This window comes from Streptosporangium sp. NPDC020145 (genome assembly GCF_040631275.1).
GTDB lineage: Bacteria > Actinomycetota > Actinomycetes > Streptosporangiales > Streptosporangiaceae > Streptosporangium.
Genome location: NZ_JBEXZT010000019.1, coordinates 40447 through 54896, shown reverse-complemented (window position 1 = coordinate 54896; position 14450 = coordinate 40447). Strand labels below are relative to the sequence as shown.

The following is a 14450-nucleotide window of genomic DNA, read 5'->3' as shown; positions in this document are numbered from 1 at the left end:
GTATCGGTCGGACCGTGGGCATTGGAAAGCCGTTGATCGCACAGTGAAAAGCGACGGAGAAAAGCCACTCGTCGGGAAGTCGTGGTGGCACGTTCACGACGCGCTTCCGGAACCGACGGGCACACGCCTCAGCCGGGCCGCGCCGACGGCGTTGAGACCTACGCCCCAGATGAGGAGGACGGTGCCCCATTGCAGCCATGCCAGGGGGGTCATCTGGCCGGAAAGCAGGTTCCGGGCGGTGGCGTACGGCGCCAGCCAACCTTGGACGGGACTGGCGCGCAGCACCAGCCACAGGCCCATCGGCAACACGATGGTGCCGAGGCAGGCGACCACGGGTGACCGTAGCAGCAGGCCCAGCGCCGTACCCGTCAGCTGGGCCACGACCTGTACCAGCACGCCGCCCAGGACGAGAGTCTCCATGTTGAGCCAGGGGTTCGCTCCGGGGACGGCCGGAGTGAGGGTGAGGGCCAGGGCGCAGGTCAGGGCCCCGAACACGCCGAAGGCGGCGGCCAGCAGGGTCGCCGCCAGCAGGGTCGGGGCGAGCCGTGCCGTACGAGGTGTTCTTCGCAGGTCGTGGGTGAGCAGTACGCCCAGGAACGGCACCGTGATCGACATCAGGCTCTGCGCCGCTTCCGTGAGCATGGCGAACGTCCGGCCTGCGGGCGGTGCCTTACTCATGCCCACGGCCGCCGCCACGCCCGCCAGCAGGGTGATCGTGACCAGTCGGCGGCGGGTGTGTGTTCCGACGGAGCGCCGGAGCGCGTCGCCCAAACCGTTGTCAGCGTTCACCGGACATTCCCTCCAAAGTTAGCCCCGTCCACTTCTTATGGCATATGTCGCGCGATTGTTGAAGGTATCGGCATTAAGACCGTGTCCTATGTGGTGATGGCTTGTTGGTTGGGGCATGGGGCGGGGTACGTGGAGTTGGATTGTCCCGGACGGGTTGTGGGAGATCGCGAAGCCGCTGATCCCGCCGGACCGGGTGCGGCCGCAGAACACGCCCGATGAGACGCCGTTCGCGGCGATCGTTCACGTGCTGGTCAGCGGGTGCGTATGGCCTGCGTCGCCGCCCTGCTTCGGGGTCTCCACGTCCACCGTTCACCGCCGCTTCCTCATCGAAGGCCGGTGTCTGGGGTCGGCACGCAACCGGTCCAGGGCCGGGCCCAGGTGCTCGACTGTGGTCGCTTCGGCGCCGGCCCGGTCAGGGAAGCGCACTCGCACGTCGTCCCCGCCCAACGGGACGGACGCCCCCTCTGAGCAACTTCCTGTTCGACGGCGGCGTGCTCAGCCCGGCCGAGGCCGCTCTCGCCACCCGGCCGCCGCGCGGCGAGGGGTGAAGGGCTTCGTCGGCCCCGTCCTGGCTGTCCCGGTGATCCTCTACGCCGTTGCGGGCCTGGGAAGGATTCTCCGCCATGCATCGGCCGATTCGCCGTCGAACGCCACGCGAGTGACGTCCGGCGGCGAATCCTTGCGCTCAAGTTCGTCCGACGAGCCGCCGGTGAAGCTTGAGGAGTACCTCAGACCATCACCAATGGGGTCGGAGGATTATGTACTGGACGCCGCTGTCGGGCCTTTTCAGAGGGATGTCCCGCCCCTTGGTGTGACCGTGCTGGGTGATGAAGACACCTCCCCAGGCGACATTGGGGCTCCCCTTTTTGGTGACAACGGCCGCGTGACGCCATGGGTCCTGGCCTGCGGACTTCTTGTGATGGTTGAACCAATAGATGATGTCACCGACCCGGACCTCGGGCCAGGTACCGTAAAGGCGGACTTCGGTGGCTCTTCTCCGCTTGCTGTAGAAGTGGTCAAAGTTATGCCGTACCGCCGCCCAGGAGTATGAATCGTGATCGAACCGTTCATACCAGAGCCTGTTGTTTTTCCGATGCTTCCAGCCATCCCATTTGCCGAACATCCGTAGCCCTCCGCCGTGGTTGAGGACACGGGAAACGAAGTTGGTGCAGTCCTGGCCGTATTCCCAACGGTCATAGGCGTGCTTGTGGGCCCAACGAACCATTCCTCCGGTGTTCACGGCGCTCTGGGACACCACGCCGGCACGGGGTGTCCGGGCCGCTGAGACAGTGCTCACCGGCGGTTCGGGGATCTCCTCCCCGTCTGTCAGGCCGTTGAGTTCGAACGAGGAGGGTTCGACCTTGGCATCGACATAGTCACCGCCGAGCTGCCGGGTCATCTCATAGCCCGATGTCTGCGCGGCCTGGGCCCGGAGGTGCAAGGACGCCGCCGGCGTTCGCTGCTCGAAGACGTAGTCGGTGGTCTCCTCCCAGTCACCACCGGTGGGTGTGTCCGCGTCCTGCGCGGGATAGACCAGGTCGGCGCTCACGGTCGCGCGAACAGTGATCTTCCCGGCCGAGGTGACCGACACGAGCGTGTCGCTCAGCCGGATGTTCCTCGTGGTCTGGCTGTTCTCCTGCGCGGGTGGGGGGATGTCGTCGGCCACCGTGCTCAGCACGGCGTTCACCGTCTCACCTTGCGGGCTCTCGGCCAGGGCGTCGTCAGCGGTCGTGTACTGACCGTCGGCGATCCCGGCACGCGCCTGGACGTAGGCGCGCACCGCATCGAGGTACTGCCCGGGGCCCCCGGGGACGGCGGCCGGGGTGGTCACCTCGCTGGTGACCCACGGCCCGCTGCCGAACGTGGTCCGTGCGCGTACCCGGAAGCGATAGGCGGTGCCGTTGGTCAGTTCGCCGACCACGACGCGCTGCCCTTCGCTGTCGACGGTGCGTACGACACCGCCGTCCGCTCCGATCACCTGCAGGTCGTAGCCGTCGACAGGAACGGCCGCGCCGACGTCGTCGGGCTGGGACCAGTTCAGGAGCACCCCGCCGTCGCCGGGCCGGGTGTCGATCCTCGTGATCGTTCCTGGTGCCGTGGGCGCCACATACCGGATCTGGACGGTGGCGTCCTCCCCCAGCGAGGCCGCGGGCACGCCGTCATCCGCGATGAGGACCAGGCCAGGGTCACGGAACTCCGAGTCGGCCGGTGTCGCGTGCCAGTCCTGGACGAAGGACGTGACGTCGAGCGCGGCATCGCCGAATCCGTACTCGGCCTCGGGTTCTTCCACCAGTCGCTGGACGACGTCGGCGCCTGTCGCGTTCTCGGGAAGTTGCTGCTTGAGCGCGTGGAGCTTGAGCTTCGCGTCGGCGGGGCACCCGGCGGCGCAGTGCGCGCTCCCCATGTTCACCGTGGCGGAGGTGATCTGCGCGCCTGCGGGAATCGACGCCGGATCGATGGTGACCAGGGTCAGCTTCCGGGAGGCGCCCCCACCGCCCAGTTGCGCGTCATTCGTCACCGCCAGCTGACACGCCGCGCCGCCGCACGCGTCCGGCGCCGAATGCGCCACCCGGAAGGTGATCGTTTGCCTGTCCAGCGTCGCGGTCCGCTCGGCCGGTGACTCCGGTTGCCGAGGCACGGTGAAGTCGATCGCACCGGAACGCGCGCTGCACGCGCCTCCGTCGGCGCACGACTCCATCTGCCAGCGGTAGGCGCCCCCTTGCTCGACAAGGCCCTCGGGGACGCGAAGGCTGACACGCCGGCCGCCTTCGGCCGTGGCCACGCCGAGTGGCGAGGCGCCGACAGGCTTGCCGTCGATGTCGAAGAGGTAGAACCGAGCGGTCATGGATCGGGTGGACACCCTGCTGACGACACCGGACAGCACCGGGCTGGTCGGTTCCTCAAGGCCTGTGGCAAGGTCAGTGGGGACGTTCGCGGCATCGGTGGTGAACTTGCGCCGGACGGACCAGAGACTGACGTCGCTGCCGGTGCTCACCTTCACCTTGAAGTCGTAAGACTTCGCATTCTCAAGGACACCCGCGGGGACCGTCCATGACGACGTGCCCCCTGAGGGAACGTCCGGAACGTCCCCGCTGGCCACGACGTCGCTCCCGCCCTTGGGCATGACCACGAACGAGTGCTTCAGCGGACGCCCGTGAGGATCGACGGCCTTGGCGGTGAGCGTGGGAGTGGTGGTAGCGACGACATCCGCCCACGAGGTGTTCGACACGGCCGGTGTGGCCCTGAGGTCACCAGCCGGATCCGGGGTGGTTTCCTTGTCGACGGCGAAGAACACCGCGTCGAGCGAGCCGCGATACTGGTCGGCCGCCGAGTTCGGTATGCCGCCCAATGTCGGTCGGCCACTGCCGAGCTGGTCGACGAGACCGCCCGGAACAGGCTTGCTGCCCTTCAGCACGTTGCCGATGTAGACGGCTAGGGTCGTGCCGGTCTTCCGGCATTCGACGTCGTGCCAGGCCGTGTCCACGATGGTCCCTGCCTGGACCCGGACTTCGGCACCACCGTCGATCTTGACGACGCAGCTGGCCACTCCGTCATCGACGTCCAGCTTCCACTGGTCGGAGGCGCTGGGGAAACCCTGCTGGATCACAGTGTGCTTCCCCGCCACCGGCGCGGAGCCGAACCGGATCCTTGCCCCGAAGCGGAAGGTTCTCGCCCCGGCGGCGGGGACGGCGGCGCCGCCTACTTCGATGAGCGCCGAACCGGTGGACGGGAACTGGACGGCGAGCCGACCGTTTTCGCCTGGGACGAGCTGAAGCACGGTGGTGTCGGGTTTGACGGTGCCGTGGTGCTTCTGGCCGGTGACGTCGATTACGGGGGCGAGTTTACCGTCATTGAAGTCGTAGCGGAAAACCTCGTTCAGCATTTCGTTGGACGCTGCCGCCGGGACGGCGGGCACCATAATGAACAATGAAGCAAGTACATTGAATGCGAACACCGTCGCCAAGATTCTTCGCCACACGGGACCACCTGCCGAAAGGTTGAATGATAAATCGGGAGAAAACACCGAAGCATGTAAATTGGAATACCTTCGCCAAGAGTCTTCGCCGCACGAAACAACTTGTCAAGAGAGTTAATAAGGCCGGATAGGCACATCGATGACGGAGGCATGCCGTCCCGGCAGGTGGAGGCAGGATTCCACGCCTCCAGGGTGTGGTGAGGCAGGATTTTTACCGACGGTTATCTTTCGTCCACATCCGTATGGGTCCTGAGGCTGTGCATCGGCCGATGCTCCCTCAACCTCACCGCTCCGACGATTTTCACCCTGACCGGGCAGGACACAGTGACCGGATCGGCCGCCGTCCGCGCCGCCGGGCTGACCAAGACGTACGCCCCGGGAAGACAGAGGCGATCGCGCTCGCCGGCGTCCATGTGGAGTCCCCGTGCGAGCACTTCTCCGCGATCATGAGCCCGCCGGATCGAAGGAGTCAACGCTGTGCTGCTCGTCCTCCCCGGAGACGACCGACGAGCAGCACACCAAGCCGGCCCGGTTGCGCGCCGACCGGATGGAGGCCTTCAAGGCGCTCAACGGCGACGAGTGGGGGCCGGCGTCGCGCCCGGGAGAAGGCGTTGAAGGAGGCGGCACGGGAGGAGGGCTGACAGGGAGGCGTGCCCCGCACTGGTGGCCGGGGCGCGCCCGTCAGGTTCAGGGGATGTATATGAGGAAGTAGAAGCCCGCCCGGCGGTACTGGTCACCGGCGTAGTAGCGGCAGCCGGCCAGCCCGGTGAAATCGCCGTGCTCGGCGGCATCCTGCCAGCCGGCCCGGCAGTCGTCCATCGTCGCGTACCACTTGGACCAATACCAGTCCGGCGGCAGCGGAGCGAAGGCGTGGCTTCCGGCGCTCCCGACCGAGGCGGTCTGGTAGTTGACGGATGCGGATGCGGATGCGGATGCGGCGCCGGCCAGAACGGCGGCGCCCAGCGCCGTCGCGAGTAGCGCGGCAGGTAATCGGCGGATCTTCACGGTGACTCTCCTCGGTCGGGTGGGTGGGAGAACACCTTCAGATGAGCACCGATCGACGAGGTCGGGGAGCTCTCGGATTTCCATATTTCGGCTGCATGGTCCCGCTTCGGCGCCTGTCGGCTCGGACCCGAATCAGCTGCTCGCCTGGTCGGCTGTCACGCCGCCCTCATGCCCGGCCTCGGCGGCTTTCGGCACCGCCTGGCACCTGCTCGACGGTCCGGTCTTCGAACTGGATGGGCGAACCGGCCAGGACATGCCATTACTGCATCCGCACCAGGGCCTGGTCACCGTCGGCTTCGGTGACCACCGTGACATCCCCCGTGATCACGCCCGCCTCATCGGTCGTCAGCCGCCCGGCCCTACGACTACTTCGTCCTCGCACTGTGCCGTCTCGCCATCCCGCTCCCGCTTCCTGGCCGACCTGTCTACAGGTGTCCCGCATCTCGGTCAGTGCCGCCCGCTTGTCCGCCACCGCCGTCTCACCAAATGAGTCAGGTCTGATCCGGATAGCCCAGATCGAAGGCGGCGTCGGTCAGGTGGGCCGTTCTCACCTCCGGGTCGTCGAGGAGTTCGCGGAGGGCGGCGAGTTTCCAGCGGTCGAGGAGGAGGGCGTGCACGACGCCTTCCTCGGCCGCTCCGGTCAGCTGGTACGGGGTCAGCCCGAATTCTTGGAGGTCGTCCGTTTCGTGGAGCAGCCCGGTCCATCGGCGGAACTCGGCCAGTGCCGTCGCGGGTTCGGCCTCGCACTGGTAGGTGGGGCTGTTGCCGGGGAGCATGCCGCGGTTCCAGACGATCGCGTTCGTCCGGGGAACGAAGGAGGAGTCGTCGTAGAAGGACGGGTCGTAGACGTAGGAGACGTCCGCTCCCGCGCAGATCCGGTGTTTCCGGTTGAAGGCGATGAGCTGTTCGATGGTCATCGCGTGGGTGAACTCCACGACCGCGACGGTTTCGAGCGTCTTCGGGAGGGCGTCCACGGTCTTGCGGGTCTTCTCGGCGAGCGCGTCGTCGGCACCGGGATTCGTCTCCACGGCGGTGATCGCGTCTCCCAGGGCGCCGGAGGGGCCGGAGAGGGAGGGGGCTCGTATGGTGCCGAACAGGTTCTCCGTGATCTCGTACTCCTGTTGGGGCTGGTCATGACCGGCCCGGCGCGGTTCCCCGGTCAACGTGTAGGTCGCACCCAGCAGCCTTCCACCGTCGCTGTAGCCGTCCGACAGGCGTTTGTCGGGGTTCGCGACGCGGGCGACCGTGCCGTACACCTGGGCCAGTCGTTCGTCGTCGAGGTCGACGTATCTCGCCATGAGTCCTTCGGCCGCGTTGAGCGCCAGGAACAGCAGGACGCTGACGCTCAGGACCTTGAGGAGGGACTTGGCCGCGTACGCCCAGTCGGGCTCTCTCGTGTTCATCGCCACGCTCCGGTGATCTAGATCAAGGAGCACCATAGCCACCCAGGTATGGAAATATGGTGAAATTTCGGCGAAAGGTGCTCGTAACAGAGAGCCTCCGGCTGGAACGGGAGATTTTCCGATTGGCACCTGGCCATGATTGTGGGATGAATTCCCTCAGGACCGTTGTCGCGGTTGTCGTGGCCGGGGCGTTTCTCGTCTCCTGTGGTTCGGCGCCGACCTCCTCCGCGCAGGTGAAGAGCGGTGCGACGGCCACGCCGACGGGAGAAGCCGGCGGCGAAGGCCTTTATCCCTCCGGTTTCGATCCCGGTGCCTACACGCCGCCGGACGACTGGCAGGAGGCCTGCAAAAAGAACTACACCGCTTTCGCCGTCCCCCTGCTCGCCGGATGGAACGCGATCCGGGGACTTGTCGAGAATTCGGAGTATTCCTCCTACCACTCCGGATCACTCAAGGTGATCCACGAAATGCTCACCGAGCCCGCGCAGCAGAAGGTGCTGAAAGCCTGCCTGCGGGCCGATCCGGTGGTCGGGGGCCGGTTCGAGAACGGTGTGGCGGTCCTCGGGGAGGTCGTGGACATCGTCTGCCGGGGGGAGGAGGCGCGGTCGTGCGGGAGGTGGGAGCTGACGGCGGACGAGCGGGTCGTGCTGGGCAGGAGCATCCCGCAGGTGCTCGCCGCGCTCCCCCCGAAACGCCAGGAGGGAAGCGCGAACGTCTCCGGGCAGGGCTGAGGCGACCGGGACCGCCGGTGCGCCCCGATCGGGCTCCGTCGCCCGGAAGATTCGTCGCCACACTTGGAAATAGAACCCCTGGGGGGTATGTTGATGTCACACGACGATATACCCCCCGTGGGTAATGAGAGGAGAGGTCAATGTGCACTGCGTGTGCGTGCGGCACCCAGAACGGCGACTCCGCGCAGGCGGTGACCGGTGGCGCCGGGGCGGCTGAGGCGAACGTCTACACGGTCAGCGGCATGACCTGCGGCCACTGCGTCTCGTCGGTCTCCGCCGAGATCGGCAAGGTCGGCGGCGTGACCGACGTCCGGGTCGACCTGTCCAGTGGCGCGGTCACCGTCAGCGGAGCGGGCTTCTCCGACGAGGAGATCCGTGTGGCGGTCGAGCAGGCGGGTTACACGCTGGCCACCGCCTCGCCCGCCGGCGCCGCCTAGGCGATGCCCCCTGGGGGTAGCGAACGCGACCTGTGGGCGGTGCCGTACAGGGGGGCGGCGTTCTCCCGGAAACAAGGTGCCGCCCAGGAACAGGCCGCCCAAGGACAGGAACCAGAACAAGCTGCCCGACAACAGGTGGTGGGCGTGCATTGGCGTGCACGCCCACCGCGGGGCCGGTCGAGTCGAATCACACCCAATCCCCACCCCCATCCTGCCTCGTCGGCAGGAATGCGAGAAATCAGGAGTGCGGCATGAATGCCGTCAATCCACGCAGGTGGCAGGCACTCGTCGTGCTCGCCGCCGCGCAGTTCATGGTCATCATGGACACCTCGATCATCGGTGTCGCCCTGCCCGACATGCAGCGCGACCTCGGCTTCTCCCCGGGCGGTCTGCAGTGGGTCTTCAACGCCTACGTCATCGCCTTCGGCGGCCTGCTGCTCCTCGGCGGGCGGCTGTCCGACCTGCTCGGCGCCCGTAAGGTCTTCACCACCGGCTGGGTCATCCTGATCGCCGGATCGGTCGTCGCCGCGGCGGCGAGCACCGCCTGGGTCGAGATCCTCGGCCGTGGCATCCAGGGAGTCGGCGGAGCGCTCATCGCCCCCGCCTCGATGACCCTGCTCATGATGCTCTTCGGGCACAACCCCCGCGAGCTGGGAAAGGCCATGGCCCTGTACGGCGCGGCCGCCCCGGCGGGAGGCACCGCGGGGGTGTTCCTCGGCGGCGTCATCACCGAGTACCTGAGCTGGCCGTGGGTCTTCATCGTCTACGTGCCCATCGGCCTGGCCACCCTGGCGGCCGTACCCGCGCTGCTTCCCTCCGTCCGGGGCAGGCGCGGTTCGGTCGACGTGCTGGGCGCGGTCTCCGTGACCGCGGGAATCGCCCTGGCGGTCTACGCCATCGTGCGGGCCCCTGAGCAGGGCTGGACCTCGGCGGCGACGGTGCTTGAGTTCGCCGGAGCGCTCGCGCTGCTGGCGCTGTTCCTGGTGGTCCAGCGCACCGTTCGCGAACCCCTCATGCCGCTCGCCGTCTGGCGCACCCCGGGCCTGGCCACCGCGAACCTCGCGATGACGCTGCTCGGCGCGGCCTGGATCCCGATGTGGTACTTCCTCAACCTCTACCTCCAGCAGGTCCTCGGCTACGGCGCGTTCCCCAGTGGCGCCGCGCTGCTGCCGATGACCGTCGCGATCATGATCTTCATGATCGGCATCACCGCCCGGCTGCTCGGCCGGTTCGGCGCCAAGCCGCTCATCGTCATCGGCCTCGCGGTCATGGCGGCGGGTGTCGGAGGCCTGTCCCTCGCCCGGCCGGACGGCGTGTTCGCCGTGGACGTCCTGCCCGCCTCCCTGATCGCGGCCGTGGGAATGTCCCTGGCGTACATCCCGGCGATGATGTCGGCCATGTCAGGGGTGGGGCCGCAGGAGAGCGGACTGGCCTCGGGCATCGTCAACACCACCTACCAGATCGGTTCGGCGATCGGCCTGGCGGCCATGACCGCGATCGCCACCTCCCGGCCGGTCGAACCGGGTGACCTCGCCGGTCTCACCGACGGTTTCCAGGGCGCCTTCGTGGGCGCGGGAACGGTGGCCGTCGTGGGAGCCGTTCTCGCCCTGCTGCTCATCCGCAGACCGAAGCGGGCGGCCGAGAGCACGGGTGGGGAAACCGATGGGGAAAAGGAGACGGCCCGCGCGTGAGACGGTTTCGGGGGTCCGCTTCGGCGGGCCCCCGAATCGTCGGTTCAGCCGTGGACCGGTATTCCAGTGGATGATCCGGCATGTCAGGCCATATGCGGTAGAAGTAAGAAGCATGACTGCAGAACATTCGCCCGTGAGACTCGTGAAGCTCGGAGTGAGCGTCCGGATCGGGGCGCTGTTCGGGGCGGTTTTCGGGGCGGCGACCTCTCTGGTCAACGCGACCTCCAACCACTACGCGGACCTCGAAAGCCGGGTCGCCACGACCAGTGGGGCGTCGGCCATCGAGATCGTGAGCGTGATGATCGACTCCGGCTGGGCCTGGGCGGGGTTGGCGGTCGCCATGGGATGGCTGATGGCCCGCACCATGGGGGGCGCCCCAGGGGAGAGGACTTCCAGGCCGCTCGTCCGGGGGGCCGTCGCCGGGGCCGTGGCGCTGCTCGCGGCCACGGCGGCCTACGCCTTCGTGGACACCGTCTGGAGAGGCGAACCGCTGCTCTCCTGGTATCTCTCCGAACCGCCCATATGGTGGGTGGCCGGTGTCGTCCTCGGGGCGCCCCTGGGGGCCGTGGGCGCCTGTGCCGTACGGCCGGGAGCGATCGGTCTTCTCGCGAGGATGGTCGTGCCGGTCGGCGCGGCCGTACAGATGGTCGTGCTTCCTCCGGGCAGGAACGAACGGATCACGACCATCGGTCAGACGGTCGTGTGGACGCTCGCCGCCCTGTTCGTCGGCTTCGTCGGCGCCCGCTTCCTCAGCGGACGCCGTTCCGCACCACCGGTCCCGGAGCCTGAGTGAACACCGAGGGCGTCACCGCCCCAGCAGGTCGGGCTGGTCGATCGTCCACAGCCACGTGCCGTCACTCTGACGACGGGCCACCTCGACGGTGACACCGCCGTCGGGCAGGAGCACAGAGGTGAGCGCCAGGTCGCCGTTGCGCAGTGCGGGCAGCCTCCGTCCGGGGGTGAAGACGGGCCGGTCGCCGACCAGCCGTGTGTAGGCCTGACGGATCTCGTCGGCCCCCCGGGCGAGCAGGCCGCCGGGCAGCGCCAGCACCGCGTCCGGCTCGTAGAGCGCCACCAGCCCCTCGACGTCGCCCGCGTTGAGGCGCTCCACGACGAACCGGCTGAGATCCTCCGGTTGGACGGCACGCTCTCGGACATCGTCAACGCTCATCGCCCATGCTCCCCTCGAACGCGGCATGTCGCCTCGGACGGCAGGGATCATGCCAGGGAGGTCCGACAGAACCGGGACTCAGCGAAGGAACTCCAGGAGCGCCGGGGTGATGGCCTCGGGGGCGGGGCCGTGGCCCTGGCCGGGAAGGACGCGGCGGGTCGCGTTGGGCAGGGCCGCGGCCACCGCGTCGGCGGCCTCGGGAAGACCGGGGAAGGTCTGGTCACCGGAGTAGACCACCGTCGGCACGGTGACCGAGGACCAGCGACCGGCCCAGTCGGGGTCGACGTTGATCTCGTGGACGCCGGTGAGGTCGTAGACGAGCGTCGGGGCGACGGAGACCATCTCCGCCCAGCCGGGAGACTGGGCCATCCCGTCGACGACCTCGGCCGGAACCCCGATGACCGAGGTCAGGTTGTAACGCATCGCCTCGTCGTTCTCGCCCTTGGCCAGCAGGGCGCGCAGCGCGGCCAGGTGCTCGGTGTGGTCGGCGCCGGCGAACAGCGGCGGTTCGTAGAGCGCCAGCGCGGTGACGCCGATCCCGGCCTCCGCGGCGGCCAGGGCCACGGTGGCCCCTGAGGAACTGCTGTAGAGGGTGGCGGTCCCTCCGACGGCCTTGACCAGCGCGGCGAGGTCCTCGACCTCGCGCTCAAGCGCCCACGGCGCGGTGTCGCCGGAGCGCCCACGGCCGCGCCGGTCGTAGTCGACGGCGGTGAAGCCCTCGGCGGCGAGCAGCCGCGCGACCTGGCCGGTGTTGTGGTCGATGGCACGGTGCTGGGTGGCGCCGCCGACGAAGACGACGGCGGGTCCGTCACCGTATCGGTCGTAGTCGACGACCGTGCCGTCCTGGGAGATGACTGTGCTCAAGATCCTGTCTCGATTCGTGAGGTCGGGTGAGGGACGCGTGGGCGCGCCGCCGTCGCGGCCAAGGGTAGGTCGCGGCCAAGGGTAGGGAGGGGGACCGACACTTTCGGTCCCTCCTTCGGCGATCAGGTCGACATCCGGGCGTTTCCACCTGGTGAAGGCGCCAACGGAGTGGGGGTAAGTCCGATTTGAGGGCACATGTAACATGCGTCTCGCCTGACCGATTCAGCACCAGTCCGAGCGAGGAGCGGCTGTGCGAGACATCACCGTGTTCAGCGGAAGCGCCCACCCTGAACTGGCGGAGGAGATCTGCTCCCACCTGGGGACACCGCTGCATCCGGTAAGGATCAAACGGTTCGCCAACGACTGTCTTGAGGTGCAGTTGCAGGCCAACTGCCGGGAACGGGACGTGTTCCTGATCCAGCCGCTCGTCCCGCCGGTTCAGGAGAACCTGGTCGAACTGCTGCTGATGCTGGACGCCGCGCGAGGGGCGTCGGCGGCCAGGACGACCGTGGTGATGCCGCACTTCTCCTACGCGCGCTCCGACAAGAAGGACGCCCCGCGCATCTCGATCGGGGCGCGGCTGGTCGCCGACATCCTGGCGACCGCGGGCGCCGACCGGGTGCTCACCATGACCCTGCACTCCCCGCAGGTGCACGGCTTCTTCAGCGTGCCGGTCGACCACCTGCACGCCCTGCGCGAGCTGGCCGCCCACTTCCGGCAGTACGACCTGTCCAACACCGTCGTCGTCTCCCCCGACCTGGGCAACGCCAAGGAGGCCGCGGCCTTCGCCCGGCTGCTGGGCACCGAGGTCGCGATGGGGGCCAAACAGCGCTTCAGCGACGACCGGGTCACGATCGGCTCGGTGATCGGCGACGTCACCGGCAAGGACGTCATCGTCCTGGACGACGAGATCGCCAAGGGCACGACCGTGATCGAACTGCTCGACCGGCTCCGCGAGCGGGACGTCAGGTCGGTGCGGATCGCCTGCACCCACGGGGTGTTCGCCGCAGGGGCCCTCGACAGGCTGGGGGAGCAGCCGGACGTCGAGGAGATCGTCTGCACCAACACCGTCCCGCTGCCCGATCTCAAGCCGGACTCCAAGCTCCGCGTCCTGTCGATCGCCCCCGTGCTCGCCGAAGCCATGCGCCGCATCCACGACGGCGAGTCGGTCAGCGCCCTGTTCGACGCCTCCTGAAACCCGGCACCGCCGTACGGGAAATCCGCCGTACGGAAATGCGCTGTACGGGAAAGGGGTCTTTCCCGTACGGGGAACCACTTCGAGAATGCGGTCTTTCCGATTTCCGGGCTTCTCAAAAACGGTGTTCACGAAGGGGTCGGAAAACAGAAAGCCCACGAAGGGCTCCATGGTCGTCTCTGGGTCACAGATTGGCGCCGAAGTGCGTTCTTGTGTCCTTCCTCCCGGCATTCCAGGATGAGGTCATGTAGCTCATCCGGCATACCAGAAGAGGCGACAGTGACACAGACCGTGGAAATTCCGGGATATGTGGCGGGGACGTGGACGATAGATCCGGCCCATTCCGAGGTCGGTTTCGTCGTACGGCACCTGCTGATCAGCAAGGTGCGCGGGCGGTTCACCGCGTTCGAGGGGCGGATCGTCACCGGGGCCGACCCGCTGGAGTCGAGCGTCACCGCGCGGGTCGACCTGGCCTCGGTGGACACCGGAAACCCGCAGCGGGACGACCACCTGCGCTCGGCGGACTTCCTGGAGATCGACAGGTATCCGACCCTGACCTACCGCGCCGACGCGTTGCGGCGTGAGGGGGAGGAGTTCGTCCTGGACGGCGAACTCACGCTCAAGGGGGTCACCCGCCCGGTCCCGCTGAGGGTCGAGATCAACGGCTTCGGCCCCGACCCCTATCTTCCGGACCCCAGGGCCGGTGCCCGGGTCGGTTTCTCGGCGCGCGGCGAGATCGACCGCACGGATTTCGGGGTCAGTTTCAACATCCCCATTCCCGGCGGTGAGGGACTGGTGCTGGGGGAGAAGGTGCAGATCTTCCTGGAGATCCAGGCGGCGCTCGTCGTGTGAGAGGGGATCACCCGCCGAGCGCGTCCCACAGGGTGGCGAACTCCTCCTCGGTCAGCGGGTTCAGGCCGAAGTCGTCGGGATAGAGCGGGCCCTCGGCCAGGAAACCGTGTTCGTCGGAGATGTGCCGCCACGAGTACCGGCGGGCGACGCCGTCGGCGCCGAGTTCGGCGTGCCTGACGGGCCAGTACTCGCCGCCGTCGTCGATGACGGCCTCGAACAGCCACACGTGGCCGTCGCCGTCCCTGCCGTACCAGTACCAGTGCCGCCGGTCGCTCTCGTCGAGCGCCCGGATCGCCGCCCTGCGTGGTTCCTGGGACATCGCGCTCCTTTGCGTAA

13 protein-coding genes and 1 pseudogene are annotated in these 14450 nt (G+C 67.8%); 7 read left to right on the top strand and 7 right to left on the bottom strand.

The window, feature by feature from the left end:
* Window positions 1-93 precede the first annotated feature (93 nt).
* Window positions 94-789: a hypothetical protein gene (locus ABZ463_RS28320; protein ID WP_362780670.1), complete on the bottom strand. Its 696-nt coding sequence runs from the start codon at window positions 787-789 to the stop codon at window positions 94-96.
* 115 nt (window positions 790-904) lie between these two features.
* On the opposite strand from ABZ463_RS28320, the pseudogene ABZ463_RS28315 reads away from it, so the two are divergent.
* Window positions 905-1099 (top strand): annotated as a pseudogene (locus ABZ463_RS28315) (transposase); the annotation flags it as partial.
* 426 nt (window positions 1100-1525) lie between these two features.
* Here ABZ463_RS28315 and ABZ463_RS28310 read toward each other — a convergent pair.
* From ABZ463_RS28310 to ABZ463_RS28300, 3 genes are all read right to left on the bottom strand, one after another.
* Window positions 1526-4744, bottom strand: a complete 3219-nt coding sequence (locus ABZ463_RS28310; RefSeq protein ID WP_362780831.1) for an amidase domain-containing protein — start codon at window positions 4742-4744, stop codon at window positions 1526-1528.
* Between the two features lie 708 nt (window positions 4745-5452).
* Window positions 5453-5770: a hypothetical protein gene (locus tag ABZ463_RS28305; RefSeq protein ID WP_362780667.1), complete on the bottom strand. Its 318-nt coding sequence runs from the start codon at window positions 5768-5770 to the stop codon at window positions 5453-5455.
* Window positions 5771-6261: 491 nt separating this feature from the next.
* Window positions 6262-7173 (bottom strand): hypothetical protein, encoded by a 912-nt coding sequence (locus ABZ463_RS28300; protein WP_362780665.1) that lies wholly within the window; start codon window positions 7171-7173, stop codon window positions 6262-6264.
* 146 nt (window positions 7174-7319) lie between these two features.
* On the opposite strand from ABZ463_RS28300, the gene ABZ463_RS28295 reads away from it, so the two are divergent.
* The 4 genes from ABZ463_RS28295 (at window position 7320) to ABZ463_RS28280 (ending at window position 10825) form a co-directional block, all read left to right on the top strand.
* A complete protein-coding gene (locus ABZ463_RS28295) occupies window positions 7320-7904 on the top strand; it encodes a hypothetical protein (RefSeq protein WP_362780663.1) in 585 nt (194 codons plus the stop codon).
* Between the two features lie 140 nt (window positions 7905-8044).
* Window positions 8045-8341 carry a heavy-metal-associated domain-containing protein gene (locus ABZ463_RS28290; RefSeq protein ID WP_352010791.1) on the top strand — a complete coding sequence of 99 codons (297 nt, stop codon included), beginning with the start codon at window positions 8045-8047 and terminating at the stop codon, window positions 8339-8341.
* Between the two features lie 251 nt (window positions 8342-8592).
* On the top strand, window positions 8593-10032 hold the full coding sequence (locus ABZ463_RS28285; RefSeq protein WP_362780660.1) for an MFS transporter: 1440 nt from the start codon (window positions 8593-8595) through the stop codon (window positions 10030-10032).
* Window positions 10033-10165: 133 nt separating this feature from the next.
* Window positions 10166-10825 (top strand): hypothetical protein, encoded by a 660-nt coding sequence (locus tag ABZ463_RS28280; protein WP_362780657.1) that lies wholly within the window; start codon window positions 10166-10168, stop codon window positions 10823-10825.
* 12 nt (window positions 10826-10837) lie between these two features.
* On the opposite strand, the gene ABZ463_RS28275 is transcribed toward ABZ463_RS28280, so the two are convergent.
* Window positions 10838-11203, bottom strand: a complete 366-nt coding sequence (locus ABZ463_RS28275) for a nuclear transport factor 2 family protein (protein WP_352010788.1) — start codon at window positions 11201-11203, stop codon at window positions 10838-10840.
* A gap of 78 nt (window positions 11204-11281) precedes the next feature.
* Window positions 11282-12067, bottom strand: coding sequence for an alpha/beta hydrolase (locus ABZ463_RS28270; RefSeq protein ID WP_362780654.1), 786 nt, complete (start codon window positions 12065-12067; stop codon window positions 11282-11284).
* 250 nt (window positions 12068-12317) lie between these two features.
* Here ABZ463_RS28270 and ABZ463_RS28265 point away from each other — a divergent pair, with 250 nt between their 5' ends.
* Both ABZ463_RS28265 and ABZ463_RS28260 read left to right on the top strand, forming a co-directional pair.
* Complete coding sequence (locus tag ABZ463_RS28265) at window positions 12318-13262, top strand: ribose-phosphate pyrophosphokinase (RefSeq protein ID WP_352010786.1); 945 nt, start codon at window positions 12318-12320, stop codon at window positions 13260-13262.
* A gap of 279 nt (window positions 13263-13541) precedes the next feature.
* A complete protein-coding gene (locus ABZ463_RS28260; RefSeq protein WP_362780651.1) occupies window positions 13542-14114 on the top strand; it encodes a YceI family protein in 573 nt (190 codons plus the stop codon).
* Window positions 14115-14121: 7 nt separating this feature from the next.
* Here the strand turns inward: ABZ463_RS28260 and ABZ463_RS28255 are convergent, their stop codons facing one another.
* The gene (locus tag ABZ463_RS28255) at window positions 14122-14433 is read right to left on the bottom strand and encodes a hypothetical protein (protein WP_352010784.1); all 312 of its coding nucleotides are present in this window, start codon (window positions 14431-14433) and stop codon (window positions 14122-14124) included.
* Window positions 14434-14450: the final 17 nt, after the last annotated feature.

Coding starts and splice junctions, on each gene's coding strand:
- ABZ463_RS28300 (WP_362780665.1), bottom strand. CDS start 7,173: ATGAACACGAGAGAGCCCGACTGGGCGTACGCGGCCAAGTCCCTCCTC.
- ABZ463_RS28295 (WP_362780663.1), top strand. CDS start 7,320: ATGAATTCCCTCAGGACCGTTGTCGCGGTTGTCGTGGCCGGGGCGTTT.
- ABZ463_RS28290 (WP_352010791.1), top strand. CDS start 8,045: ATGTGCACTGCGTGTGCGTGCGGCACCCAGAACGGCGACTCCGCGCAG.
- ABZ463_RS28285 (WP_362780660.1), top strand. CDS start 8,593: ATGAATGCCGTCAATCCACGCAGGTGGCAGGCACTCGTCGTGCTCGCC.
- ABZ463_RS28275 (WP_352010788.1), bottom strand. CDS start 11,203: ATGAGCGTTGACGATGTCCGAGAGCGTGCCGTCCAACCGGAGGATCTC.
- ABZ463_RS28255 (WP_352010784.1), bottom strand. CDS start 14,433: ATGTCCCAGGAACCACGCAGGGCGGCGATCCGGGCGCTCGACGAGAGC.